General features: G+C 72.0%; 22 protein-coding genes. 8 read left to right on the plus strand and 14 right to left on the minus strand.

Features of this window, described 5'->3' with window-relative positions; genetic code table 11:
* Positions 1-66: 66 nt before the first annotated feature.
* Together PYS65_RS31235 and PYS65_RS31240 are read left to right on the plus strand one after the other, a co-directional pair.
* Positions 67-249, plus strand: coding sequence for a hypothetical protein (locus PYS65_RS31235; RefSeq protein WP_109380710.1), 183 nt, complete (start codon positions 67-69; stop codon positions 247-249).
* Between the two features lie 189 nt (positions 250-438).
* On the plus strand, positions 439-1,335 hold the full coding sequence (locus PYS65_RS31240) for an oxygenase MpaB family protein (RefSeq protein WP_279337285.1): 897 nt from the start codon (positions 439-441) through the stop codon (positions 1,333-1,335).
* Positions 1,336-1,356: 21 nt separating this feature from the next.
* On the opposite strand, the gene PYS65_RS31245 is transcribed toward PYS65_RS31240, so the two are convergent.
* Positions 1,357-1,989: a class I SAM-dependent methyltransferase gene (locus tag PYS65_RS31245; RefSeq protein ID WP_279338135.1), complete on the minus strand. Its 633-nt coding sequence runs from the start codon at positions 1,987-1,989 to the stop codon at positions 1,357-1,359.
* 280 nt (positions 1,990-2,269) lie between these two features.
* Between PYS65_RS31245 and PYS65_RS31250 the strand changes: the two genes are divergently transcribed.
* Positions 2,270-2,683, plus strand: a complete 414-nt coding sequence (locus PYS65_RS31250; protein WP_279337286.1) for a roadblock/LC7 domain-containing protein — start codon at positions 2,270-2,272, stop codon at positions 2,681-2,683.
* 262 nt (positions 2,684-2,945) lie between these two features.
* Here PYS65_RS31250 and PYS65_RS31255 read toward each other — a convergent pair whose 3' ends face one another.
* Together PYS65_RS31255 and PYS65_RS31260 are read right to left on the minus strand one after the other, a co-directional pair.
* Positions 2,946-3,812 carry an acyl-CoA thioesterase gene (locus PYS65_RS31255; RefSeq protein ID WP_279337287.1) on the minus strand — a complete coding sequence of 289 codons (867 nt, stop codon included), beginning with the start codon at positions 3,810-3,812 and terminating at the stop codon, positions 2,946-2,948.
* Positions 3,813-3,831: 19 nt separating this feature from the next.
* The gene (locus PYS65_RS31260) at positions 3,832-6,345 is read right to left on the minus strand and encodes a DEAD/DEAH box helicase (RefSeq protein ID WP_279337288.1); all 2,514 of its coding nucleotides are present in this window, start codon (positions 6,343-6,345) and stop codon (positions 3,832-3,834) included.
* 145 nt (positions 6,346-6,490) lie between these two features.
* Between PYS65_RS31260 and PYS65_RS31265 the strand changes: the two genes are divergently transcribed.
* Positions 6,491-7,285: a metal-dependent hydrolase gene (locus tag PYS65_RS31265; RefSeq protein ID WP_279337289.1), complete on the plus strand. Its 795-nt coding sequence runs from the start codon at positions 6,491-6,493 to the stop codon at positions 7,283-7,285.
* A 29-nt stretch (positions 7,286-7,314) separates the two neighbouring features.
* On the opposite strand, the gene PYS65_RS31270 is transcribed toward PYS65_RS31265, so the two are convergent.
* From PYS65_RS31270 to PYS65_RS31290, 5 genes are all read right to left on the minus strand, one after another.
* A complete protein-coding gene (locus PYS65_RS31270; RefSeq protein WP_109380703.1) occupies positions 7,315-7,569 on the minus strand; it encodes a type B 50S ribosomal protein L31 in 255 nt (84 codons plus the stop codon).
* 85 nt (positions 7,570-7,654) lie between these two features.
* A complete protein-coding gene (locus PYS65_RS31275; protein ID WP_279337290.1) occupies positions 7,655-8,125 on the minus strand; it encodes a DUF5709 domain-containing protein in 471 nt (156 codons plus the stop codon).
* 200 nt (positions 8,126-8,325) lie between these two features.
* Positions 8,326-10,107 (minus strand): ABC transporter ATP-binding protein, encoded by a 1,782-nt coding sequence (locus tag PYS65_RS31280; RefSeq protein WP_279337291.1) that lies wholly within the window; start codon positions 10,105-10,107, stop codon positions 8,326-8,328.
* Entirely contained in the window at positions 10,104-11,942 is a 1,839-nt protein-coding gene (locus PYS65_RS31285) for an ABC transporter transmembrane domain-containing protein (RefSeq protein ID WP_279337292.1), read from the minus strand. The genes PYS65_RS31280 and PYS65_RS31285 overlap by 4 nt, the downstream gene beginning before the upstream one ends.
* Before the next feature lie 269 nt (positions 11,943-12,211).
* Positions 12,212-12,679 carry a MarR family winged helix-turn-helix transcriptional regulator gene (locus tag PYS65_RS31290; RefSeq protein WP_279337293.1) on the minus strand — a complete coding sequence of 156 codons (468 nt, stop codon included), beginning with the start codon at positions 12,677-12,679 and terminating at the stop codon, positions 12,212-12,214.
* A gap of 166 nt (positions 12,680-12,845) precedes the next feature.
* Here PYS65_RS31290 and PYS65_RS31295 point away from each other — a divergent pair, with 166 nt between their 5' ends.
* A complete protein-coding gene (locus PYS65_RS31295) occupies positions 12,846-14,648 on the plus strand; it encodes an ABC transporter ATP-binding protein (protein WP_279337294.1) in 1,803 nt (600 codons plus the stop codon).
* A gap of 43 nt (positions 14,649-14,691) precedes the next feature.
* On the plus strand, positions 14,692-15,558 hold the full coding sequence (mltG, locus tag PYS65_RS31300) for an endolytic transglycosylase MltG (protein WP_279337295.1): 867 nt from the start codon (positions 14,692-14,694) through the stop codon (positions 15,556-15,558).
* A 45-nt stretch (positions 15,559-15,603) separates the two neighbouring features.
* On the opposite strand, the gene PYS65_RS31305 is transcribed toward mltG, so the two are convergent.
* Entirely contained in the window at positions 15,604-16,734 is a 1,131-nt protein-coding gene (locus tag PYS65_RS31305) for an NAD(P)-binding domain-containing protein (protein WP_279337296.1), read from the minus strand.
* A gap of 105 nt (positions 16,735-16,839) precedes the next feature.
* On the opposite strand from PYS65_RS31305, the gene PYS65_RS31310 reads away from it, so the two are divergent.
* On the plus strand, positions 16,840-17,268 hold the full coding sequence (locus PYS65_RS31310) for a secondary thiamine-phosphate synthase enzyme YjbQ (protein WP_279337297.1): 429 nt from the start codon (positions 16,840-16,842) through the stop codon (positions 17,266-17,268).
* Positions 17,269-17,600: 332 nt separating this feature from the next.
* On the opposite strand, the gene PYS65_RS31315 is transcribed toward PYS65_RS31310, so the two are convergent.
* Together PYS65_RS31315 and PYS65_RS31320 are read right to left on the minus strand one after the other, a co-directional pair.
* Positions 17,601-18,437, minus strand: coding sequence for a universal stress protein (locus tag PYS65_RS31315; RefSeq protein WP_279337298.1), 837 nt, complete (start codon positions 18,435-18,437; stop codon positions 17,601-17,603).
* 141 nt (positions 18,438-18,578) lie between these two features.
* The gene (locus PYS65_RS31320; protein ID WP_279337299.1) at positions 18,579-19,481 is read right to left on the minus strand and encodes a universal stress protein; all 903 of its coding nucleotides are present in this window, start codon (positions 19,479-19,481) and stop codon (positions 18,579-18,581) included.
* A 299-nt stretch (positions 19,482-19,780) separates the two neighbouring features.
* Here PYS65_RS31320 and PYS65_RS31325 point away from each other — a divergent pair, with 299 nt between their 5' ends.
* Positions 19,781-20,251 (plus strand): cation:proton antiporter regulatory subunit, encoded by a 471-nt coding sequence (locus tag PYS65_RS31325; RefSeq protein WP_279337300.1) that lies wholly within the window; start codon positions 19,781-19,783, stop codon positions 20,249-20,251.
* Between the two features lie 89 nt (positions 20,252-20,340).
* On the opposite strand, the gene PYS65_RS31330 is transcribed toward PYS65_RS31325, so the two are convergent.
* The 3 genes from PYS65_RS31330 to PYS65_RS31340 form a co-directional block, all read right to left on the minus strand.
* The gene (locus PYS65_RS31330) at positions 20,341-21,678 is read right to left on the minus strand and encodes an MFS transporter (RefSeq protein WP_279337301.1); all 1,338 of its coding nucleotides are present in this window, start codon (positions 21,676-21,678) and stop codon (positions 20,341-20,343) included.
* A gap of 127 nt (positions 21,679-21,805) precedes the next feature.
* A complete protein-coding gene (locus PYS65_RS31335; protein WP_279337302.1) occupies positions 21,806-22,897 on the minus strand; it encodes a DNA polymerase III subunit beta family protein in 1,092 nt (363 codons plus the stop codon).
* A 46-nt stretch (positions 22,898-22,943) separates the two neighbouring features.
* Entirely contained in the window at positions 22,944-24,452 is a 1,509-nt protein-coding gene (locus PYS65_RS31340) for a hypothetical protein (protein ID WP_279337303.1), read from the minus strand.
* Positions 24,453-24,659 lie beyond the last annotated feature (207 nt).

Genomic DNA, 24,659 nt, shown 5'->3' on the forward strand with positions numbered 1-24,659 from the left:
ACCGCCGAGGGCGCGGGTCCGTTTTCACGACAGAGAGCGGCAACGGCCGCGAAGGAGGCGACACTCATGTCGAAGAACGCCAAGATCGCCGCGGGAGGTGTGGCGGCCGGGCTCATCCTGCTCATCTGGCTGCCCTGGTGGGCGGCGCTCCTGATAGTCCTGGGAGTTCCGGCCGCCGCGTACCTCGCCCTGGACCCTTCACAGCGGAGCCGGCTGCGCCGTGTCTCGCGCAAGGAGCTGGGCCGCTGAGACCGGTGGGGCGCGTCCGGCGGGCCGGTGCCGGGTCAGGCCCCGGCCCGGCTCGGATCCGGGGCCGACCGTCTCGGGGTCCGCGGGCGCGACCGCGGCCGCCCGGCGGACCGCCGTGACCCTCACCGGACGTACGGAGCCCGCCACGCACAGTAGAGTCGAAGTCCGGCGGCAGAAGGGGGCGGCGCGGTGAAGCGCTTCGAGCGACTGGAACACATCCGGCGGATGGACCCGTACCGGGACGCCACGGAGATCTACCGCCTCAGCGCGGCGTACGAATTCCCCTGGGACTTCACCCGGTCGCTCGAACTCGCCCTGTACCGCACGTACGCCGTTCCCCGCATCGGCCGTCTGCTCGCCGAGACCGCGGAGCTCACGGACCGCTCCCAGCAGCGCTACGACGACACCTCGCTCCTCCTGGACGCCGTCGTCGAGCACGGGTTCGGCAGCGACCGGGGCCGGACCGCGATCCGCCGCATCAACCGGATGCACCGCAGTTACGACATCCCCAACGACGACATGCGGTACGTCCTGTGCACCTTCGTCGTGATGCCCAAGCGGTGGATCGACGCCTACGGGTGGCGCAGGATGTCGCGGCACGAGACCGTCGCCGGCGCAGTCCACCACCAGACACTCGGTCGGCACATGGGCATCCAGGACATCCCCGGCTCCTACGAGGAGTTCGAGAGCTGCCTCGACTCCTACGAGCAGGCCCACTTCGGCTGGGACGAGGGCGCGCGCCGGGTCTCGGACGCCACGCTCGGTCTCATGACCTCCTGGTACCCGCGCCCGCTCGCCCCGCTGCTGCGCACCGCCACACTCGCCCTGCTCGACGACCCCCTCCTGCGGGCCTTCCGGTACACCCCGCCGAGCGCCGCCACACGCGTGTGCGTACGCCGCGCGGTGCGGCTGCGCGGCCGCGCGGTCCGGCTGCTGCCGCCCCGGCGCGCCCCGCACTTCGCCCGGCAGAACCGGGAGATCAAGAGCTATCCGAACGGCTACCGGCTGGAGGACCTGGGCACCCACCCGGTGCCGGGCCTCGGCGGCTGCCCGGTGCGGCACCCGGACACCACGCCCGCCGACTGAGCGCCGGGGTGGCCGAAGAGGTCAGTCCTCCCGGACGGCCAGCGCCAGGAACCGCGCTTCCTCGTCGGCGTACGACGTCATGCGCCAGCCCGAACCGGCCAGCAGCGGACGGAGGTTGTGCTCCGCGCGGAGATCGTCCGGTGTGAGCGAGCGGCCCTGGCGGGCGGCGAGCGCGGCCCTCCCGATCGGGTGGAACAACGCCAGCGCCCCACCGGGACGCACCACCCGCGCCACCTCACGGAGATTTTCGGCCGGGTGGGGCAGATGCGCGATGAGGCCCGCCGCGAACACGGCGTCGAGCGCCCCCGAACGCAGGGGCAGTGCGGCGACATCGGTGAGCAGCAGCGTGCCGTCGCCGTCCCGTCCGGCGGCCGCGGCCTCCCGCAGCATGGCCGGCGTCAGCTCCGCCCCGAGGACCGTTCCCGAGGAGCCCACCGCGGCACGCAGCGGCGGCAGGGCCCGTCCGGTGCCACAGCCCGCGTCGAGCACCCGGTCGCCCTCACGCAGCCCGAGGTCGGCGACCGCGGCCGCGTAGGCCGGACCGTCGTCGGGGAAACGGCGGTCCCAGCCGGCGGCACGCGCGGTGAAGAACTCCTGGACGTGTGTGTGGTCGTGCGTGTGGTCGTCTGCGCGGTCGTCACTCATGTCCCGCATGATCCCCCACCGGACGGCCCGGACCGCGCCCTCCGGCGGTGGAGAGCTTGCCGGCGCGGATTTCGTGCGGGTTCCGTGCAGGACGAACTCGCGCCACTCCTCGTCGGCCACCTTCCGCCCCATGGCTCCTAACCTCCTTGTCCGGCGCCCGGTCGTGGGGAAGGCTGGCCACGGGGATCTCCCTGCCAGGGGATGCACCGCACGGGGGAAGCGAACGGAAAGGCCCACGAACGGAACCACGGGAACCATCACGGGGAAGAGCAAGGGGGAGATGCGCGAAATGACGCAACATCAGGGACTCGACTGGCTGCTGGACGACCTGACCAGGCGTGTTGAGCAGGTGCGGCACGTCTTGGTCCTGTCCAACGACGGACTGGTGACCGGGACGAGCACGGGACTGCGCCGCGAGGACGCGGAGTACTTGGCGGCCGTGTCGTCCGGACTGCACAGCCTCGCCAAGGGATCCGGACAGCACTTCGGTGCGGGCGGAATGCGCCAGACGATGATCGAGTTCGACGACGCGATGCTCTTCGTCACCGCGGCGGGCGCCGGCAGCTGCCTGTGCGTGCTCAGCGGGGCCGAGGCCGACGTCGGACGGGTCGCCTACGAGATGACCCTGCTGGTCAACCGGGTCGGAGAACATCTGGACGTGGACGCCCGCCGACCGGGCTCCAACGGTCTCGCCGGGAACTGACCCGCACGTTCGTCCACCCCCGCGGGGTTACCCACAGGGCTGTCGCAGAGAGTGACGGAGTGGATACGGTTCTCTCCGGGTCGGCGTACACCGCGTCGGCCCCGCACATTCCGCGGGGGAGACGAGCATGTCCGCGAACACCGCCACCCACACCATCACGACGACCACGCCTGCCACACCCGCCGCGCCCGGCCGGCGCCCGCCGGGCCGGGCGCCGGCACGGAGTCGCGCGACGGGAACCGGCGACCGGGGGCCCGCTGACCTACAACGCCCGGAACAGCCCCTCCTGGACGACGGACACCAGCATCCGCCCCGCGCGGTCGTAGATCCGCCCGCGGGCCAGCCCCCGCCCGCCCGTGGCGATCGGTGACTCCTGGTCGTACAGGAACCACTCGTCCGCACGGAACGGGCGGTGGAACCACATGGCGTGGTCCAGCGACGCCATGTCGAAGCCCCGCGGACCCCACAGCGGTTCCACCGGGATCCGGACGGCGTCCAGCAAGGTCATGTCGCTGGCGTAGGTCAGGGCGCACGTGTGCACCAGCGGATCGTCGCCGAGCGGGCCGACCGCGCGCATCCACACCGCGCTGCGCGGCTCGGCGTCCTTGACGTCGTCCCGGTTCCAGCGCAGCCGGTCCACGTAGCGGATGTCGAAGGGCTGACGGCGGGCCATCAGCTCCAACTGCTCCGGCAGCGCGCCCAGATGCTCGCGGATCTCGTCCGTGACCGTCGGCAGCGACTCGGGGTCCGGAACCGCGCGGGCCGGCGGCAGCTGGTGCTCGAAACTCCCCTGTTCGGGTTTGTGGAAGGAGGCGGTGAGATTGAAGATCGTGCGTCCCTGCTGCACGGCGGTGACCCGGCGGGTCGTGAACGACCGCCCGTCCCGCACCCGTTCCACCTCGTACACGATCGGCACCCCGGGGCGCCCCGGGCGCAGGAAGTACGCGTGCAGCGAGTGCACGGGGCGGTCGCCCTCGGTGGTGCGGCCCGCGGAGACCAGGGCCTGGCCTGCCACCTGGCCGCCGAAGACCCGCTGCAGCGACTCCTGCGGACTGCGGCCCCGGAAGATGTTGACCTCGATCTGCTCCAGATCGAGCAGGGCGACGAGGCTCTCGGTCGGATTCGTCATGGGAGGAACGCTCCTGTGCTCACAGCTGGCCGACATCGGTGACCCGGACGACCGCACGGCCCTCCGCGTCGGAGGCGGTGAGGTCGACCTGCGCGCTGATGCCCCAGTCGTGGTCGCCGTTCGGATCGTCGAAGATCTGCCGGACCCGCCACAGGCCGTCGGCCGGCACCTCCTCGATCAGCAGCAGCTTGGGGCCGCGGGCGTCGGGGCCGGTGCCGAGTTCCTCGTACTCGTCCCAGTACTTGTCCATCGCCTCACCCCAGGCGTCCGCGTCCCAGCCGGCCTCCGCGTCCAGCTCGCCCAGCGCGTCGACCTGGTCCAGAGCGGCGAGCTCGACCCGGCGGAACATGGCGTTGCGGACCAGGACCCGGAAGGCACGGGCGTTGGCGGTGACCGGCTTGACCTGGTCGGCCTTCTCCTGGGCCTCCTCGGCGGTCAACTCCGCGGGGTTGGCCAGCTGCTCCCACTCGTCCAGCAGACTGGAGTCGACCTGACGCACCATCTCACCCAGCCAGGCGATCAGGTCCTGGAGGTCCTCGGACTTCAGGTCGTCCGGGACCGTGTGCTCCAGGGCCTTGTAGGCGCTGGCCAGGTACCGCAGCACGATGCCCTCGGTGCGGGCCAGATCGTAGTGGGACACCAACTCCGTGAAGGACATCGCCCGTTCGTACATGTCCCGTACCACGGACTTCGGCGACAGCGGATGGTCGCCCACCCAGGGATGGCTCGTGCGGTAGGTGTTGTACGCGTGGAAGAGCAGCTCCTCCAACGGCTTCGGGTACGTGATGTCCTGGAGGCGCTCCATGCGCTCCTCGTACTCGACGCCGTCCGCCTTCATCAGGGCGACCGCCTCGCCGCGTGCCTTGTTCTGCTGGGCGGCGAGGATCTGGCGCGGATCGTCCAGCGTGGACTCCACGGCGGACACCATGTCGAGCGCGTACGACGGCGAGTCCGGGTCCAGCAGCTCGAACGCGGCCAGCGCGAAGGTGGACAGCGGCTGGTTCAGCGCGAAGTCCTGCTGAAGGTCCACGGTCAGCCGGACGGTCCGGCCCTCGGCGTCCGGCGTGTCCAGCTTCTCGACGATGCCGCCGTCCAGCAGCGAGCGGTAGATGGCGATCGCCCGCCGGATGTGCCGCAGCTGCTGCCTGCGCGGCTCGTGGTTGTCCTCGAGGAGGTGCCGCATCGCCTCGAAGGCGTTGCCGGGCCGGGCGATCACCGACAGCAGCATCGTGTGCGTCACCCGGAAACGGGAGGTCAGCGGTTCGGGATCGGAGCCGATGAGCTTCTCGAAGCTCTGCTCCGACCAGGCGACGAACCCCTCGGGCGCCTTCTTGCGGACGACCTTGCGGCGCTTCTTCGGATCGTCGCCCGCCTTGGCCAGAGCCTTCTCGTTCTCGACGACGTGCTCGGGGGCCTGAGCGACGACGAACCCCTCGGTGTCGAAACCGGCCCGCCCGGCGCGCCCCGCGATCTGATGGAACTCACGGGCCCGCAGCGTGCGCACCCGGCTCCCGTCGTACTTGGTCAGGGCGGTGAACAGCACCGTGCGGATCGGGACGTTGACGCCCACGCCCAGCGTGTCCGTACCGCAGATGACCTTCAGCAGGCCGGCCTGCGCGAGCTTCTCCACCAGCCGCCGGTACTTGGGCAGCATGCCGGCGTGGTGCACACCGATGCCGTGCCGGACGTAGCGGGAGAGGTTGCGGCCGAACTTGGTGGTGAAGCGGAAGTTGCCGATCAGGTCGGCGATCCGGTCCTTCTCCTCGCGTGTGCACATGTTGATGCTCATCAGCGCCTGGGCCCGCTCCACCGCCTGGGCCTGCGTGAAGTGCACGATGTACACCGGAGCCTGCCGGGCCGTCAGCAGATCGGTGAGCGTCTCGGTGAGCGGGGTGTAGCGGTACTCGTAGGACAGCGGCACCGGGCGGGTCGCCGAGCGGACCACCGAGGTGGGACGGCCGGTGCGGCGGGCGAGGTCCTTCTCGAAGAAGGAGACGTCACCGAGCGTCGCCGACATCAGGACGAACTGCGCCTGCGGCAGTTCCAGCAGCGGGATCTGCCAGGCCCAGCCGCGGTCCGGCTCCGCGTAGAAGTGGAACTCGTCCATGACGACCTGGCCGACGTCGGCGTGCCTGCCGTCGCGCAGCGCGATCGACGCCAGCACCTCAGCGGTGCAGCAGATGACCGGGGCGTCGGCGTTGACGGACGCGTCGCCGGTCAGCATGCCGACGTTCTCCGTGCCGAAGATCTTGCACAGCTCGAAGAACTTCTCCGACACCAGGGCTTTGATGGGGGCCGTGTAGAAGGTGACCTCGTCCCGCGCCAGCGCGGCGAAGTGGGCGGCCGCCGCGATCATGCTCTTGCCCGAGCCGGTGGGTGTCGAGACGATCACGTTCGCCCCGGAGACCACCTCGATCAGCGCCTCCTCCTGGTGGGGGTAGAGCGTGAGACCGCGTTCCTGGGCCCACGACTCGAAGGCTTCGTACAGGGCGTCGGGGTCGGCGGTCGGCGGCAGCTGATCGATAAGGGTCACGCCCCCCATCTTGCCTGCCGCCGGGCCCCACGTGGGAATCGGATTCGGGAACGAAGATCACGAAGGCTACGCTGTGGCGCCGAGGGGCGTCAGCGCACCTGGTCGACCGGACAGCTGTACACGAGCAATGGGGCGGGTAACGGGGATGATGGGACCAGCACACTCACTGTCGGGAGCCGCGGCCTGGCTCGGCGTCGGAGCGGCGACGGCCGCCGCAGGAAAACCGATGCCCTGGCCGGTGCTCCTGGTCGGCGCGCTCATCTGCGCCGGCGCCGCCCTCGCCCCGGACCTGGACCACAAGGCGGCGACGATATCCCGCGCCTTCGGGCCCGTCTCCCGGAGACTGTGCGAGATCGTCGACAAGCTGTCGTCCGCCGTCTACAAGGCCACCAGGAAGCCGGGCGACCCGCGCCGCTCCGGCGGTCACCGCACCCTCACCCACACCTGGCTGTGGGCGGTCCTGATCGGCGGGGGCACCTCCGTTCTGGCGATCACCGGCGGCCGGTGGGCGGTGCTGGCCATTCTCTTCGTCCATATGGTGCTGGCCATCGAGGGCCTGCTGTGGCGGGCGGCCCGGGGCGCCAGCAGCGATGTACTGGTGTGGCTGCTCGCCGCGACCAGCGCGTGGATCCTCGCGGGCATTCTGGACCAGCCGGGCAACGGCGCCGCCTGGCTGTTCACGGCACCGGGCCAGGAGTACCTGTGGCTGGGGCTGCCGATCGTCCTGGGCGCGCTGGTCCACGACATCGGGGACGCGCTGACCGTCTCCGGCTGCCCGATCCTGTGGCCCATACCGGTGGGCCGCAAGCGCTGGTACCCCGTAGGACCGCCGAAGGCGATGCGGTTCAAGGCGGGCAGCTGGGTGGAGATCAAGGTGCTGATGCCGGCGTTCATGCTGCTCGGCGGAGTGGGCGGCGTGGTGGCGCTCAACGTGGTCTGAGGCGGTGGCCCCCGGCCCGCCCGGGGGCTTCAGCCGGAGCCCTCACCGCCGTACCGGCGCTCGAAGCGGGCGACGCGCCCTTCCGTGTCCACGGTGCGTGCCTTGCCCGTGTAGAAGGGGTGGCTCTCCGAGGAGATCTCCACCTCCACCACCGGGTAGGTCTCGCCGTCGTCCCATTCGATGGTCTGCTCGCTGGTCGCGGTGGACCGGGTGAGGAAGGCGTAACCGGCGGACCGGTCGCGGAAGACGACGGGGTGGTAGTCGGGGTGCTTGTCCTGCTGCATGAAAGCTCCTCGTGCGACTCGTGCGACGTGCCACTCGTGCGACGTGCCTCGCCCGGGGGGACGGCGGGCAGGGGAGACGGAGGGGTCACCCGGGCAGGGTGTCCTCGTCGACGACATGCATGGCGGCCTCCTCGGCCGAGGCCGCCGCACCGTCGATACCGACGTCCGTGGCCACCAGGGCGGTCTCCTCGTCCTCGTGCGCCCCCTCGTCGGGAGCGACGAGCCGGCCGGAGCGCGCGGCACCGACCTCGTTGTCCAGGAGTTCGCCGTCGGTGCCCTCGCTGTCGCCGAGACCGTCGCCGTCGAGAGCCGCGGGTTCGGGCAGCTCCTCGGCGAGCCGCTGGTCCAGCGTCTCGCCCGCGCGGCCCTCCGCCGCCGTCACACCACGGCGCTCCACGGCCCACGGCCGCTCGGGAGGGGACCAGCCCCGGTCGAGGGGGTCGTCCACACCGTCGTCCATGAGGGTGTCCTCGGCATCGAGCAGTCCGGCGTCGTCCTGGACCTCGGACTCGTCGGGCTGGTAGACATCGTCTCCCCAACCGCCGGAACTGTTCACGGGTACCTCCAGGGGTGGCGGCGGGCCCGTTCCCGCCGTGGCCCGCTGCGGGCCGACCTGCACGGAGCACCGGCCTCACCCGCACCCCGGTCCTCCGGAGCTGCCGGATGTTCCCCGAGCCGGTGCCTGACTCCAGCCTTCCACCCAGGTTCGACTCCGCGCAACGGCACGGCGTCCCGCCGGGCGGGACGCCGCGGCCCTCACCCGTGCCAGGAACGCCACAGCGCCGCGTACGCGCCGTCCGCGGCGACCAGCTCGTCGTGGCTGCCCAGCTCGCTGATGCGGCCGTTCTCGACGACGGCGATGACATCCGCGTCATGGGCGGTGTGCAGGCGGTGGGCGATGGCGACGACGGTGCGACCGTCGAGGACGCGGGCCAGGGAGCGTTCCAGATGGCGCGCCGCGCGGGGGTCGAGCAGCGAGGTCGCCTCGTCCAGGACCAGCGTGTGCGGGTCGGCCAGCACCAGGCGGGCCAGTGCGATCTGCTGGGCCTGGGCCGGGGTGAGCGCGAGCCCTCCCGAGCCGACCTCACTGTCGAGACCGTCCTCGAGCGCACGGGCCCAGCCGTCCGCGTCGACCGCGCCGAGTGCCGCCCACAGCCGGTCGTCCTCGGCGTCCGTCCGGGCGAGCCGCAGGTTGTCGCGCAGGGAACCCACGAAGACGTGGTGCTCCTGGTTGACGAGGGCCACATGGCTACGGACCCGTTCCGCGGTCATCCGGGACAGCTCGGCACCGCCCAGGGTCACCGTGCCGTCCCGGGGCGCGTAGATCCCGGCGAGCAGCCGGCCCAGAGTGGACTTGCCGGCGCCGGACGGGCCGACCAGCGCCAGCCGGGTGCCGGGGGCGACCCCGAGTGACACCTTGCGCAGCACGTCGACGCCCTCGTGGTAGCCGAAGTGCACCTGCTCCGCGCGCACCTGGCGTCCGTCGGGGGCCAGGGCGGTGTCACCGGCGTCGGGCTCGACCTCCCGGACCCCGACCAGCCGGGCCAGCGACACCTGGGCCACCTGCAACTCGTCGTACCAGCGCAGGATCAGCCCGACCGGGTCGACGAGCATCTGGGCGAGCAGTGTCCCGGTCGTCAGCTGGCCGACACCGATCCAGCCCTGCAGGACGAACACCCCACCGATCATCAGCACCGAGCCGAGCACGGTCACATGAGTGATGTTGACGACCGGGAAGAGCACCGACCGGAGCCAGAGCGTGTAACGCTCCCAGGCCGTCCACTCCCGCACCCGCTGGTCCGACAGCGCCACTCGGCGCTCGCCGAGGCGGTGGGCCTCCACCGTCCGCCCCGCGTCCACGGTCTCGGCGAGCGCCGCGGCCACGGCGGCGTACCCGGCGGCCTCCGAGCGGTACGCCGCCGGCGCCCGCCGGAAGTACCAGCGGCAGCCGGCCACCAGCAGCGGAACGGCCACCAGCACGGCCGGCGCCAGTTCGGGCGCCGTGACGACCAGCCCGCCCAGCAGCAACGCCGCCCACACCACACCGATGGCCAGCTGGGGCACGGCCTCGCGCATCGCGTTGCCGAGCCGGTCGATGTCGGTGGTGATCCGGGACAGCAGGTCACCGGTTCCGGCGCGTTCCAGCACTCCCGGGGGCAGCCCGACCGACCGCACCAGGAAGTCCTCGCGCAGATCGGCCAGCATCCGCTCACCGAGCACGGCCCCGCGCAGGTGGACCTGCCGGACGAACACCGCCTGGACGATCAGCGCGAGCACGAACAGCCCGGCGGTGAGCCCCAGATGGAGTTCCCGCGTCCGGTCGGACACCCGCTCCACCAGACCGCCCAGCAGATACGGGCCGACCATCGAGGAGACCACCGCGACGGTGTTCACCGTGATCAGCAGCACGAAGGCCCGGCGGTGCCTGCGGAGCAGCTCGGCCACGTAGGCGCGGACGGTGGCGGGGGCACCCACGGGCAGGGTGCCGGCCGTGGTGGGGGCCGCCGGGTCGTAGGCCGGGGGCGCCACGCCGATCATGCCGTCTCCTCGATCTCTTCGAGTTCTTCCAGACCGTTCAGACCGTTCAGACCGTCCAGGTCGTCCAGGCTTCTCAGGTCTTCGACGTCCTTCAGGTCGTCGCGGTCCTCCCGGGCCACCACGGCCCGGTACCGGGGCTCGGTCCGCACCAGCTCGCGGTGGCCGCCCACCGCCACGACCGCCCCGTCGTGCAGGAAGACCACCTGGTCGGCCCGGTCGAGCAGCAGGGGCGACGAGGCGAACACCACGGTGGTGCGGCCCGCCCGCAGCGCGCGCAGGCCCTGTGCGACACGGGCCTCGGTGTGCGAGTCGACGGCCGAGGTCGGCTCGTCCAGTACGAGTACCTCCGGGTCGGTGACCAGCGACCGGGCCAGGGAGAGCCGCTGGCGCTGACCGCCGGAGAGGGACCGTCCGCGTTCGGTGATCAGCGCGTCCATCGGGTCCGACGCGGCGGCCGCCCCCTGCACCAGTGCCGCCAGCACGTCCTCGCACTGCGCGGCCTCCAGGGCCTCGCGCGCTCCGACGGCACCAGAGGCGGGTACGTCGAGCAGTTCGCGCAGCGTGCCGGACAGCAGCACCGGGTCCTTGTCCTGCACGAGGACGGCGCCGCGGGCGGAGTCCAGCGGCAGCTCGTCGAGCGGCACCCCGCCGAGCAGCACCGAACCGTCCCGCGCGGCAGATGCCGCGTGCCCGCCGAGCCGTTCGGCCAGCCGCCCCGCCGCGTCCGGATCCCCGCACACCACGGCGGTGAGCCGGCCCGCCGGGGCGAGCAGACCGGTCACCGGGTCGTACAGGTCACCGGTGGGCGGGGCGGCAGGCGGCGCGCCCGAGGTGTCCGTGGCCCGCTCCAGCGACAGCACACGCGCCGCGCGGGTGGCCGAAGGCCGTGAGAAGGAGTACGCCATGGCGATCTCCTCGAAGTGCCGCAGCGGATAGGCGAGCAGCATGACCGAGCTGTAGACGGTGATCAGTTCGCCCACCGCGATGCGCCCCGCACGGGCCAGATGGACGCCGTAGCAGACCACGGTGATCAGCAGGACTCCCCGCAGCAGCACCTGGACCGCCGCGATGAGGGACCACATCCGGGCACTGCGCACGGCCGCGTGGCGGAGGTCCTGGGACGCGTGCCGGTAGCGATCGAGGAACAGTTCCTCGCCGCCGATGCCGCGCAGCACCCGCAGCCCGGCGACGGTGTCCGAGGCGAGTTCCGTGGCCCGGCCGGCCTTCTCACGCTGGGCGTCGGCCCTGCGGGTGGCGTGCGGCAGCAGGGGCAGTACCGCGAGCGCCAGCAGGGGCACCCCCACGACGACGATCACGCCGAGCGCGGGCTGGAGGACGAGCAGTCCGACGCAGACCGCCACGATGGTGAGCACCGCCGCGGTGAACCGCGACAGGGCCTCCACGAACCAGCCGATCTTCTCGACGTCACCGGTGGACACGGCCATCACCTCGCCGGCCGCGACGCGCCGGGTCAGTACGGACCCCATGACCGCGGCCCTGCGGGCGAGCACCTGCTGGACGCGGGCGGCCGCGGTGATCCAGTTGGTGACGGCGGCCCGGTGCAGGAAGGTGTCGCCGACGGCGTTTCCCGCGCACGCCAGCGCCAGGAGACCGCCGGCCAGTGCCAGGCGGGAGCCGGAGCGATCGACGGCGGCCTGGACCCCGATGCCCACGCAGAACGGCAGCGAGGCGACGGCAAAGAAATGCAGCAGTCCCCAGGCCAGGGCTCTGAGCTGGCCGGAGAGCTGGTTCCGGAAGAGCCACCACAGGAATCGGGGACCCGAGCGGGCATCGGGCACGCCCGGGTCGGGATACGGAAGGTCTTGGATCTGCATGACGTCCCAGTGACTCGCAAAGGCGGGGCCGTGCGTCGTCCGCGGACGACTGCGGCAGCAAACCGTGACAGGTTGACCCCGCTGCGTACGGGAAGGCAAACGGTTTTCCACGGAACCGCACGGAACCGGCTGCCCGCGCCGGCGGGGCACGGCGACCGGACGACCGCCGTGCGGCCCGTCGGACGGGTTGCGGCGCCAGGATCCGGACGGGCCACGGCGCGAGGCTCCGGACGGTCGCGGCGCGCCGCCTCAGCGGGAGGCGTGCCGCTTCAGCAGGACGTGTCGCCCTGCCGCGGTGCGGCCGCCGTTCCGTCGACCAGGGTGTCCAGCAACCCGCCGAGGGCCTCACGCTGTTCGTCCGTCAGCGGAGCCAGGATCTCCTCGGCGGCGGCCCGGCGCGCGGCGTGCAGCTCCCGCAGGGCGGTGTGCCCGTCGTCGGTGAGCTCGATCCGGATCACCCGCCGATTGGCCGGATCGGGCACCCGCCGCACCTTGCCGTTCGCCTCCAGTCCGTCGACCAGCGTCGTCACCGCTCGTGGCACCACTTCCAGCCGCTCGGCCAGGTCGGCCATGCGCGGCGGCGAGGCGTAGTGGGCGAGGGTGCGCAGCAACCGGGACTGGGCCGGGGTGATGCCCAGCTCGCGCCGCACCAGATGACGCTTCTGGATGCGGTGCACCCGGCGGGTCAGCCGAAGCAGCTGCTCGGCCAGCAGGCCGTCGGGGTCGGAGGTGGTCATGCGCGGAACAATATCAGGATGCCGTTCATTGTGAGTATAGGTAACAATGAGCTAGGCTCCGCTGACCCCGGCAGGGGCCGGTGCCAGGCGGCCGTTCCCGGCTCCCTGTCACCCCTGCTGCTCTTCGCTTCCTCCAGTTCCCTGCTGCCAGTTCCCGAAGGAGACCATGCATCCCGACCGCGAACCCGTCTGGAGCGCACCCGCGGGCGCCGGGGAACAGCCCCGGCAGGTGCGCCGCATCCTGAAGCTGTTCCGTCCCTACCGGGGCCGTCTCGCGATCGTCGGCCTGCTCGTCGGGGCGGCGTCCCTCGTCTCGGTCGCCACCCCGTTCCTGCTGAGGGCGATCCTCGACGTCGCGCTCCCCGAGGGCCGGACCGGGCTGCTCAGCCTGCTCGCCCTCGGCATGATCCTCAGCGCCGTCCTCACCAGCGTCTTCGGAGTGCTCCAGACGCTGATCTCCACGACCGTCGGCCAACGCGTCATGCACGATCTGCGCACCGCGGTCTACGACCGGCTCCAGCGCATGTCGCTCGCCTTCTTCACGCGCACCCGCACCGGCGAGGTCCAGTCCCGCATCGCCAACGACATCGGCGGCATGCAGGCCACCGTGACCTCGACGGCGACCTCGCTGGTCTCCAACCTCACCAGCGTCGTCGCCACCGTCGTCGCGATGCTCGTCCTCGACTGGCGGCTGACCGTCGTCTCGCTGGTCCTGCTGCCGGTGTTCGTGTGGATCAGCCGCCGGGTCGGCAACGAACGCAAGAAGATCACCACCCAACGCCAGAAGCAGATGGCCTCGATGGCCGCCACGGTCACCGAGTCGCTGTCGGTCAGCGGCATCCTGCTCGGCCGCACCATGGGCCGCTCCGACTCTCTGACCAGCGCATTCGTCGACGAGTCCGAACGCCTGGTGGACCTGGAGGTGCGGTCGAACATGGCCGGCCGCTGGCGCATGGCCGTCATCACGATCGTCATGGCCGCCATGCCCGCCGTCATCTACTGGACCGCGGGCATCGTCCTGCAGGCGGGCGGGCCCGGCGTCTCCATCGGGACGATCGTCGCCTTCGTCTCGCTCCAGCAGGGCCTGTTCCGGCCGGCGGTGAGCCTGCTGTCGACCGGTGTCCAGGTCCAGGCGTCGCTCGCACTGTTCCAGCGCATCTTCGAGTACCTCGACCTCCCCGTCGACATCACCGAACGCGCGGAGCCGGTCCGTCTCGCCCGGGTCGGCGGCGAGGTCCGGTTCGAGGACGTCACCTTCGGCTACGACGGGAAGGGCGGTCCCGTCCTCGACGGCATCGACATCACCGTCCCCGCCGGCACCAGCCTCGCCGTGGTCGGTTCGACCGGCGCCGGCAAGTCCACGCTCGGCCACCTCGTGCCCCGGCTGTACGACGTCACCTCCGGCCGGGTCGCCCTCGACGGGGTGGACGTACGCGACCTCGACTTCGACACCCTGGCGCGCGCGGTCGGCGTCGTCTCCCAGGAGACGTACCTCTTCCACGCCTCCGTCGCCGACAACCTGCGCTTCGCCAAGCCCGACGCCACCGACGAGGAACTCCACGCGGCGGCCCGCGCGGCGCAGATCCACGACCACATCGCCGCCCTGCCCGACGGGTACGACACGGTCGTGGGGGAGCGCGGTCACCGTTTCTCCGGTGGCGAGAAGCAGCGTCTGGCGCTCGCCCGGACCATCCTGCGCGACCCGCCGGTCCTCGTCCTCGACGAGGCGACCAGCGCGCTCGACACCCGTACCGAGGCCGCCGTCCAGCAGGCCATCGACGCGCTGTCGGCCGACCGCACCACGCTCACCATCGCCCACCGGCTGTCCACCGTCCGCGGCGCCGACCAGATCGTGGTGCTCGACGCGGGCCGGGTGGTCGAGCGCGGCACGCACGAGGAACTGCTGGAACTGGACGGGCGTTACGCGGGTCTTGTCCGCAGGGACGCCCAACTGGAGCCGACAAGATGAAAATATGCCGGGTTTGTGGCGTTCTGGGCGTTACCGTGCCCGCATGCAGAAGAACACTCCGTCACGGAACACGATCCGACTGACGCGCCGGGGCCGGCTCGCCCTCGTCGCGACCGGGGCCGTCGTGGCCGGTACCGCCGTGGCGGTGCCCCTGCTGACCCTGGGCGACGACGATCCCCGCCCCACCACCCTGGTGATCCCGGAGGGCCACCGGGCGAGCCAGGTGTACGCGGCCGTCGACAAGGCCCTCCGACTGCCCGCGGGGAGCACGAAGAAGTCCCTCGCGAAGGCCGCCCTCAAACTGCCGGGTGATGCCGAGGGGAACCCGGAGGGCTATCTCTTCCCGGCGACCTATCCGCTGAAGGAGGGGGCGACGCCGGAGCAACTGCTGTCACTGATGGTCGACACCGCCCACAAGAAGTTCAACGGCGCCCCGGTCGCCGCCGGCGCGCAGCGCAACGCGATGAACGTCTACCAGGCCGTCACCGTCGCGAGCATCGTCCAGGCGGAGGCGTCCACCAAGGCCGACATGGGCAAGGTGGCCCGGGTGATCTTCAACCGGCTGGAGCGGGGAATGCCGCTGCAGATGGACTCGACGGTCGACTACGCCCTGGGCCGTTCGGCATCACGCACCACCGAGGCGGACACCGAGGTCGACAGCCCCTACAACTCGTACACGCGGATGGGGCTGCCGCCCACCCCGATCGACAACCCCGGCGAGGACGCGATGCGGGCCGCGATCACCCCGACGCCGGGCGACTGGCTGTACTTCGTCACGGTCGCACCGGGCGACACCCGCTTCACCGCCGACCACAAGGAACACCAGGGCAACGTCGCCGAGTTCAACGCGCGGCAGAAGAAGGAGAAGGAGGAAGGGGAGCAGGAAGCGAGCGGCCGGCCCGAGAAGTGAGCCGGCCGGCACCGGCCACCGGCACCGCGCCACCCGGGAGGGGCGTCAGGCCGCGACGCGTTCCTCCGTCAGCAGACGCCTGATGTCCCGTACGGCCGAGCGCCCGGCGCGGTTGGCCCCGACGGTACTGGCCGAGGGGCCGTAGCCGACGAGGTGGACGCGGGGGTCGGCGACCGCCCGGGTGCCCTCGACGCGGATGCCGCCGCCCGGCTCCCGCAGGCGCAGCGGGGCGAGGTGGTCGATGGCGGGACGGAACCCGGTCGCCCACAGGATGACGTCGGCCGCCACTCGCCGCCCTCCCCCAAGCTCTCGACTGCGCTCGAGCAGGGGGGACCCCCACCCCCACTCCACCCCCTCCGGCGTGATCCGGTCGAACATCGGCTGCCGGTCCAGGACGCCGTCGGAGAGACCCCGGCGGATCGCGTCGTTCAGCGGCAGTCCCGTCACCGAGACCACGCTGCGCGGCGGCAGCCCCTGCCGCACCCGCTCCTCGACCAGTGCCACGGCCTCCCGTCCCGCCTCCTCGTCGAAGGGGCCCTCGTGGAAGACCGGGGGCCGCCGGGTCACCCAGGTGGTGGCCGCCGCGTGGGGGGCGATCTCCAGCAGATGCTGGGTGGCCGAGGCGCCTCCCCCCACCACGACCACCCGCTGACCGGCGAACGCCTCGGGGCCCGGGTACTGAGCGGTGTGCAACTGCCGTCCCAGGAAGGTCTCCTGACCCTCGTAGCGCGGCCAGAACGGCCGGTTCCAGGTGCCGGTGGCGTTGATCAGCGTCCGTGTCGACCAGGCGCCCGCCGAGGTCTCCACGAGCAGCCGCCCGCCGGTTCCCTCCCGCACCGCCCGCACCTGCACCGGTCGCCGTACCCGCAGGTCGAACCTCCGCTCGTAGCGGTCGAAGTACTCCGTGATGACCTCGGAGGACGGCCGGGCCGGATCGGCGTCCGTGAGTTCCATGCCGGGCAGCGAGTGCATCCCGTGCACCTTGCCGTACGTGAGTGAGCGCCAGCGGTACCGCCAGGCGCCGCCGGGGCCGGGGTTGTGGTCGAGCACCACGAAGTCACGGTCGAGCTCGAACCCGGTGCGCCGCAGGTGGTAGGCGCTGGACAGTCCCGCCTGCCCGGCGCCTATGACGACTGCCTGGACCTCGGCCACCTCGACCTCACTCATGTAGTTCATATTTCTACTAACGCCGCTAGGGGGACACATCTTCCCGCGAACCGTCGCCGCCGCCCGGATACTTCCTCCCCCGAAGATCCCGGCACATGGGCCAGGATGGAAACCATGTCAGATGCCTTCACCACCCGGGTCCTGAACGTCGCCACCGGCTCCGCGGAGCGGGTCGTCAACATCACCGGCGACTGCGAGTCCTTCCTGCGGGAGGTGGCGGCCGGCCGCGACGGACTGCTCAACCTCTTCGTGCCGCACGCCACCGCCGGCATCGCCGTCATCGAGACCGGCGCCGGCAGCGACGACGACCTCCTGGCCGCCCTGCACACCCTGCTCCCGGCCGACGACCGCTGGCAGCACCGCCACGGCAGTCCCGGCCACGGCCGCGACCACGTCCTGCCCGCCCTCGTCCCGCCGCACGCCACCCTGCCCGTACTGGACGGCCGACTGGAGCTGGGCACCTGGCAGTCCGTGTGCCTGGTCGACACCAACCGCGACAACCCCGACCGCCGGGTCCGGCTGAGCTTCCTCGGCGGCCGGTAGACCGATGGCCCGGCGAGGCCGGTGACCGACGGAGCGGGCCGGACGTGCCGGAGCCCGGCGGGCGCCCGCTTCGTTGCCGGCGTCGGGCCCGGCGCCGGGGACACTCCCGTGGACCACCCAGGACGGCGGTGCCACCGTCGCCGGTGTCGGTGCGCTCGGCGGACCTGCCCGGTGCGCCCGGTGCGTCGTACGTGAGCGAGCCCCGGGACCGGCCGCCCTCGCGCGATCACCTCCGCGTTCGCCGGCCGGGAGACCCGCGTCGTATACCTGGCCCCCTCGTGCCGTAGAGGTGACCGGACGTCATCACGTCCGACGGCACCGCCCCCGTCCGGTCACCGCTCGCCGCGGACGACGGTGACGGGGCAGTCGGCGTGGTGGAGCAGTGCCTGGCTCACCGAGCCCAGCAGCATCCCGGTGAAGCCGCCGTGCCCCCGGGCCCCGGTCACCAGCAACTGGGCCTCCCTGCTGGCGTCCAGCAGAGCGTGGCGCACCCGGGACCGCTCCACGAGCAGTTCCACGGACACCTCCGGACGAGTGGCCCGGATCGGCGCCAGGGCCTCCTCCAGCCGGTGCCGGTGCTTCTCACGGAGCTGGTCCAGGTCCACCACCACGTTCAACGGGGCGCCGGGACCCTCGTAGGGTGTCGGCTCGTTCAAGGTGTTCCACACGTGCAGGGCGACCAGCCGGGCCCCGCGCAGCGCCGCCTCGGCGAAGGCGAATCCGGCCGCCGCCGCACCGGCCGCCGAGCCGTCCGCGGCGAGGAGTACGGGCCCCCGCGGATCGGGGCGTCCCCGAACCGCCATGACCGGGCAGTGCCCGTGGGCGGCCAACTGCACGACCGTCGAGCCCAGCAGCAGATCCCCGAACCCGCCGCGGCCCCGTCCGCCGAGCACCGCCAGTACCGCGTGGCGCGACTCGCTCCGCAGTACCGTCAGGGTGCCCCCGGAGGCCACGGTCCTGGACACCTCCAGACCCGGCGCCACGTCGGCGACCCGCTGTTCCGCCTGCGCCAGGACACCGTGGATCATCGGATCCAGGTCGGACGCACGGCTGAAGGCGTGCACGATCCGCAGCTGCGCGCCGCGCAGCCGGGCCTCACGGGCCGCGACGTCCACCGCGGCGATACTGGACGGCGATCCGTCCACTCCGACGATCACCGTGTCATCCACTGCTCACTCCCGTCCGGGCCGGGCGCCGGGGCAGGTGCATCCCGGTCACGCCCGCGAGCACCCGAGTACCCGCGGGCCGGTGACCGTACCGGCCCGGAGGCCGGAGCCCGGCGGCCCGGAAGCCTTGGACGGGGGAGCGCGCTACGCGTTCCCCTCCGCCTCCTCCCCGCTGTCGCCGCGGACGACGGCCACCGGGCAGTGGGCGTGGTGCAGCATCGCCTGGCTGACCGAACCGAGCAGCAGCCCGGTGAACCCGCCCCGCCCCCGGGCCCCGACCACCAGCAACCGCGCCGTACGGCTCGCTTCGATGAGCGCTTCGCGGGTGCCGCCATGCACGAGCTCGTGCCGGACCTTCACACCGGGGTACCGCTCCTGGTGCCCGGCCAGTGCCTCGGACAGCAGGCGCTCCTCGCCGGCCTCCAGCTCACCGGGCTCGCTCGCGTAGGGAGCCTTCTCGTCCTGCGGGGCCGGGGCCGGCGCGTTCCAGGTGGTCCAGGAGTGCAGCGCGACCAGTTCGGCGCCGCGCAGGGACGCCTCGGCGAAGGCGAAGTCGATCGCCTTCGCGCCCGCCGGGGAGCCGTCGACCCCGACCACGACCGGTCCGTCCGCCACCCCCGACTCACGCACGACCAGGACTGGGCACCGCCCGTGAGCCGCCAGGTGTACCGCCGTCGACCCCACCAGAAGCCCGACGAAACCCCCCATCCCGCGGGATCCGACGACCACGAGCTCCGCGGAGGCGGACTGCGCCTCCAGCACGGACAGCGGTTCTCCCGTCACCACGGTGTGCGAGACGTCCACGTCCGGTGCCACCGACCTGGCGTGCTCCACCGCCTCGGTCACCAGCCGGTCGACCGCGCTCTGCAGACCGCCTTCGGGCGGGCCCAGCGGCGAAGGGCCCAGCGGTACATGCATGGCGGGCCAGAGGAACGCATGCACCACCCGCAGCTCGGCCTTGCGCCGTCGGGCCTCCTCGGCCGCGGCACCCACCGCGGCCAGGCTCGAGGCCGATCCATCCACTCCCACTACGACCAGACGACTCATGACGCCTCCCCAATCGGTATGTCACCACCATGATCCCATTTCGCCGCCCCGTGGTCATGGGCCCAACGGGCCACACCTCCGGAGCGAGCAGGACCCTCCGGTGGTCCGCCCTCGTGAGAGTCGAGTCCACTGCGACCCTTTGTCCATCCGTGACACCACCCACTCCCTCGACAGCAGAGCGGGATGACACCATGTCCCCCCACGGGGGCTGACCATCAGCGGGATGGGGGGACCCCTCACCCAGCACGACGGATGACCAGAGGAAACCGGGAAGGGGACGGGCTGTGCCTGCTCCACGGATGAGCACCACGCCGCTGCCGGGCATCGGCGTGAAATACGACCTCACCACGCGTGAGCGCCAGCACCTTTCCGTGATCGCGCACCGGGACGGCGCACGCACGGTCAACATCTACCGGTCCGACGACCCGGACGCCTGCGCCCAGTCGCTGAGGCTGAACGTCGCCGAGTCGGCCGCCCTGGTCGACGCGCTGATGCCCGCCCACCACAGCCCGAACCTGCTGTACACGACCGACCTGGGCCTGGTCGCGGAGCGCATCGAGCTGTCCGCCGCCTCCCACTGGAACGGCAGGGTGCTGGGCGAGACCAGGATGCGCACCGACACCGGCGCCTCGATCGTGGCCGTGCTGCGGCGGGCCGAGGCGATCCCGTCCCCGACCCCGGACTTCCGGCTTGCGGGCGGTGACACACTGATCGTCATCGGGACCCGCGAGGGCATCGAGACCGCCGCCGAGATCCTCGGACGGGAGTGAGCCCGCGCCCTCACTCTTCCGCGAGCTTCCGTCACCACGCTGACGAAGGCGGCCACCGACTGGCGGGCCGCTCGACGGGCAGGCCGTCTTCAGGCCGTGCCGCCGGTACGCGGCCGTCGCGGCCGACCCGGCTCAGCGGGGGGCCGCAGTCCCGTGCGGTCGTTGCGGAGCGGGCCGGAGGCCAGGCCCGCCAGCCCGACGCCGACGAGCATGACGGCACAGGCGACGAGGACGACGGTGGCACCTTCGAGATCGACGAAGGCGCCGAGCACACTGTTCATGAGCAACAGGGCCAGGCTCTGCACGAGCACGAGAACCGCCTGGACGCGGGACAGATGGCTTTCCGGCGCCGCTGCCAGGACCAGCGGCGCGATGTGCGCGGAGAAGATCCCGTTGCCGACACCGACGACCACACCGGCGGTCACCGCTCCCGCCGTACCCGGCGCCAGCGCCAGGGCGAGCACCCCCGCACCGGCCAGCACGAGCGCGCCCGCCGACAGCAGACCGGGCCGGCCCAGCGGACCGCGCCTCACCACCACCAGGGTGATCGCCACCATGCCCACGCCCTGCGCTCCGATCACGAGCCCCGCGGCCCCCGCGCCCCACTCCCGCTCACGGGCGAGCAGGGGAACCAGGAGCGACAGCACGGGCAACAGGAAGCCGGCCGCGAACCCGGTGAGGCAAAGCCCCGGACGCAGCACCGGATGGGCGAAGGCCACGCGCACGCCGTCCATGGCCTCCTTGAGCAGACCGGCCGCCGCGGAGGACCGCGCCGCTTCGTACCGCGGGCGGACGAGCGCCAGGACGATCAGCGTGAAGGCGAAGGTGACGGCGTTGAACGCGGCCGCGCCCGCAAGCCCGGCAAGACCGACCAGGACGCCGCCCAGCGGCCCGCCTCCCATGGTGATCACCTGGCCGCCGACCTGTCGCAGGGACAACGCCCGCGGTAACTGTGCCTCGGCCACCATCCGACGGGGCATGGACCCCGAGGCGGGCAGATAGAGGGCATCGACGACACCCACCGCAATACCTGTCGCGATGAGCAGCCAGGGCGGAGCCCCCAGGTGGTGGGCGAGGGTGGCCAGACCCAGCGAGAGGACCAGCATCACCGCATCGCCGGTGATCAGCACGCGACGCGCGCTGACCCGGTCGCCCACCGCACCCCCGACGAGAAGGAGCAGAACGCGGGGAAGCGTGACCGCGCTCAGCACCAGACCCGCGACGCTCCCGCCGTACGCACTGGCGGCCCAGCCGAGAGCGAAGTAGAAGACCACGTTGCCCACGAGCGAGACCAGGATCCCGACGAGCCACCACAGATAGGACCGAGGCAGCCGCTCCTGGACCCGCGAGTGCCGCCCGCCACCCTGCGCGGACGGGACGCCACAAGCCGCTCCAGGAGACTCCGCGGTCTCGTCACCGGTCGGCATCAGAACCCCCGATCCATGCCGTACCGGCCTCGGGACGAACGGTCCCCGCCACGCCTCACCCACCCATGTCGAGCCATCGGTCCATTCCGCCAGGGGTCCTCAGCGCTTCAGTGCTTCGGCGCTCGGCTCAGGCCTGGCTGTCCAGCCGGACCGGCATCAGCAGCGAGAAGGTGTCCTCGTCGTCGGGGCGGCGGATCGCGAGCGGTGCCGTGGAGGCGCCGAACTCCAGGACCAGCCGGTCACGGGCCCCGGCGTCGAGGGCGTGCAGCAGGAACTCGCGGTTGACAGCGACACGGTCCTGGCCGTCGTCACCGTCCTCGCAGAGGACCACCGTGCCGTCGTCGGCCACCCCGAGCACGCTGACCTCGTAGGGCACCCCGTCCTGCTCGCGCACCTCGCCGGTACGGACGGGACCCGCCTCCACCGCCTCCCGGAAGGCCACCACCTCGACGAGGGCCCGACGCCCGGCCGGCAGATGGACCAGGCGCCGGTAGTCCGGGAACTCGTGGTCGAGGCACTGGCCGGCCACCTGACGGCCGCTCTCGGTCTCCAGCGCCACCCGGTCACCGTCCACGGAGAGCCGGACGGGTTCGGTGCCGCCGGCCAGCGCCCGCATCGCGTCGACCAGCGGCAGGGGCACGGTCACCTGCACGCGGGACCCGCCGTGCCCGGTGACCGCGGTCCGCGCGACGGCCAGCCGGTACCGGTCGGTCGCCACGAGGCGCAGGATGTCGCCCTCGATGTCGAACAGGACCCCGCCGAGCATCGGCAGTTCGGGATCCGTGCCGGCGGCGAAACGGACCGCGTCCAACGCGGTGGCCAGTTCGGGCGAGGCAAGGGTCGGCCGGGCCGAGGAGGTACGGAGCGAGGTCATGGGTTTCTCCCTGTCGTCGAGTAGGGCTCGGAGCGTGGAGAACTCACCGCGGGCATCGGACAACCCCTGTTCCAGCCGGCGCAGGTGCGCCTGAAGGAGCTGCCGGACGAGATCGGTGTCCGCGCCGGCCCAGCCGGCCAGCACCAGCCGGATGTCGGCCAGCGGCATCCCGGCCCGGCGCAACCGCGCCAGCAACCTGGCCTCGTCCGACTGCCCGGGCGCGTACCAGCGGTAGCCGCTGACCGGGTCCACCCAGTCGGGGACCAGCACCCCCGCACGGTCGTAGAACCGCAGGGCGCTCACGCTCAGGCCGCTGTCCCGGGCCATCTCACCAATGCTGCGCATCTCGCTCTCCACACCCGAGACCCTGCCCCCTCGACAAGGTCGAGGGTCAACCGTTCCTATGGGAGTCGGCCAGCGTGGCCGACTCGCCGCAAACCGGGCCGGTGAGGGCCTGGTGACCTCGCGAACGGTCTTCGAGGACGGGGAACAGCACAAGCTGGTCACCTCGGCACGGTCGGGTCTTGCCGCCCCGTCGGGGCGTGCCCGCTGTCCTGGGTGGGCTCGTGGTCCCGCGCGGCCTGGGAGGGGATGCGGTCTGGCCGGTAGCTCTCCGCTGCCCGATCCTCTGGTCGGGTGCGGTCACACCTGGCCGACGCCGGATCCTGTGTCCCAGGCCGCGCCTGCCGATCGCCACGGCGGCACCGTGGTGCCGGGTGACGGTGGTCCTGGTCTGCTGCTGGAGCGAGGGGGCCCAGTGCTTCCCGCCCCAGATGCTGGTGTAGGCGGGGTCGACGGCGATGACGATCAGGCCGTGGTGGTGGGCCATGCCGCGCAGTCGTTCGCGGAATCGTGCGGTGGGGATGCCTGCGACCGTGCGGCGGAAACGTTTGCCGCGCTGCCCGCGGCCCATGGTCTCGCGGCCGGTGGCGCGGGCGTCGGTGAAGCCGAGGTTCTCGATCGTGATACCCGCGCAGCCGTGCTCATGGGCGATGAAGAGCAGGCGGCGGATCGCTGCCCGGAGCCTGCCGTCCCGAGTGGTGGTGGGGCCGGTCAGGTCGAGCGGGACGGTGTGTGGTCCACCGGTCGGGTTGCCGTGCTCGTCAAGGACGATGGCCGCGAGGTGGTCGGCGTTGAGGTCGACGCCGAGCGTGCGCGCACCCGAGGCACGGATCTCTTGTGGGGTGGGCGGCGTGGCCTTGTCCGACGACCAGGAGGCATCGAGGTACCAGCGGCCCCGGGCGGGGTCGTGGACGATGTCGTAGCGGACGGCCCGGTTGGCGGTGACGCGGTCGATCCATTCCTCGCGCAGATGGTGGAAAAGCACCGTGCACTGAAGCCGGTAACGGCCGCGAGGTGCGTTGGCCAGGTGCCGCAGGGGCTCGGGCAGTACGAGGGTGACGGCGCCGTCGCCCGGGTCGACGGCGATGGTGTAGTTGCCGAACGGGGCCGCGGACTCGCCGTCAGCCGTCAGGAACAGGCGCGAGGCCTCCCATCGCCGACGCCACTGCTCTTCGGTGAGCTGGGCGTCGGCGAGGTGGTGACGCTTCTTCAGCAGTCCTCGGCCGCCGACGGTGATCGCCGGACGACCGGATGCGATGCGCTGCTCCACGGCAGCCAGGCGGGTCTTGAGGGACTGCAGGCGGCACTGCTTGTGGAAGCGCTCGTTCTGGTCGGTGTAGCCCCGGGCCTTGCCCACGCGCTTCCCGCACGGCACGGCGAGACGGCGTTCGATGGCGCGGGCGGCGCGACGCAGCCCGGCGGCCTGGTCGTACAGGCACCGCGGGGAGAGCTGGTACTGGTCCTCCGAGGTGCGGGTCATCGCCCCGGCCCACAGCGAGGACGACACAGCGGTGAGCGCCTTCTTGCGCTCCGCCCGCCGATCTGCCTCTGCCTCCACTGAGCCCCCGGGCTCACCACAGCAATTGAGGCAGTGTCAGGACCCGTCCCCAGGCGGAGACTTCCGGGCCCGGGCATGCGGCTTGGCGCTGTACCCGGCATCTCCCCGGCGCGAGGTCGACTTGTACGAGCACGCCGCCGGCACCCCGGCCGCCATCGGCAGCAAGACCCTGGTGGTCAACACCGATACCACCAACCCTTCGGAGGC

It is taken from the genome of Streptomyces cathayae (assembly GCF_029760955.1).
Taxonomy (GTDB): domain Bacteria; phylum Actinomycetota; class Actinomycetes; order Streptomycetales; family Streptomycetaceae; genus Streptomyces; species Streptomyces cathayae.

Bases quoted from the DNA above. Each gene is read 5' to 3' on its own strand.
- PYS65_RS31235 (WP_109380710.1), top strand. From the start codon at position 67: ATGTCGAAGAACGCCAAGATCGCCGCGGGAGGTGTGGCGGCCGGGCTC.
- PYS65_RS31245 (WP_279338135.1), bottom strand. From the start codon at position 1,989: ATGCGGGACATGAGTGACGACCGCGCAGACGACCACACGCACGACCAC.
- PYS65_RS31250 (WP_279337286.1), top strand. From the start codon at position 2,270: ATGACGCAACATCAGGGACTCGACTGGCTGCTGGACGACCTGACCAGG.
- PYS65_RS31255 (WP_279337287.1), bottom strand. From the start codon at position 3,812: ATGACGAATCCGACCGAGAGCCTCGTCGCCCTGCTCGATCTGGAGCAG.
- PYS65_RS31265 (WP_279337289.1), top strand. From the start codon at position 6,491: ATGATGGGACCAGCACACTCACTGTCGGGAGCCGCGGCCTGGCTCGGC.
- PYS65_RS31270 (WP_109380703.1), bottom strand. From the start codon at position 7,569: ATGCAGCAGGACAAGCACCCCGACTACCACCCCGTCGTCTTCCGCGAC.
- PYS65_RS31280 (WP_279337291.1), bottom strand. From the start codon at position 10,107: ATGATCGGCGTGGCGCCCCCGGCCTACGACCCGGCGGCCCCCACCACG.
- PYS65_RS31285 (WP_279337292.1), bottom strand. From the start codon at position 11,942: ATGCAGATCCAAGACCTTCCGTATCCCGACCCGGGCGTGCCCGATGCC.
- PYS65_RS31290 (WP_279337293.1), bottom strand. From the start codon at position 12,679: ATGACCACCTCCGACCCCGACGGCCTGCTGGCCGAGCAGCTGCTTCGG.
- PYS65_RS31295 (WP_279337294.1), top strand. From the start codon at position 12,846: ATGCATCCCGACCGCGAACCCGTCTGGAGCGCACCCGCGGGCGCCGGG.
- mltG (WP_279337295.1), top strand. From the start codon at position 14,692: ATGCAGAAGAACACTCCGTCACGGAACACGATCCGACTGACGCGCCGG.
- PYS65_RS31305 (WP_279337296.1), bottom strand. From the start codon at position 16,734: ATGAACTACATGAGTGAGGTCGAGGTGGCCGAGGTCCAGGCAGTCGTC.
- PYS65_RS31310 (WP_279337297.1), top strand. From the start codon at position 16,840: ATGTCAGATGCCTTCACCACCCGGGTCCTGAACGTCGCCACCGGCTCC.
- PYS65_RS31320 (WP_279337299.1), bottom strand. From the start codon at position 19,481: ATGAGTCGTCTGGTCGTAGTGGGAGTGGATGGATCGGCCTCGAGCCTG.
- PYS65_RS31325 (WP_279337300.1), top strand. From the start codon at position 19,781: ATGAGCACCACGCCGCTGCCGGGCATCGGCGTGAAATACGACCTCACC.
- PYS65_RS31330 (WP_279337301.1), bottom strand. From the start codon at position 21,678: ATGCCGACCGGTGACGAGACCGCGGAGTCTCCTGGAGCGGCTTGTGGC.
- PYS65_RS31335 (WP_279337302.1), bottom strand. From the start codon at position 22,897: ATGCGCAGCATTGGTGAGATGGCCCGGGACAGCGGCCTGAGCGTGAGC.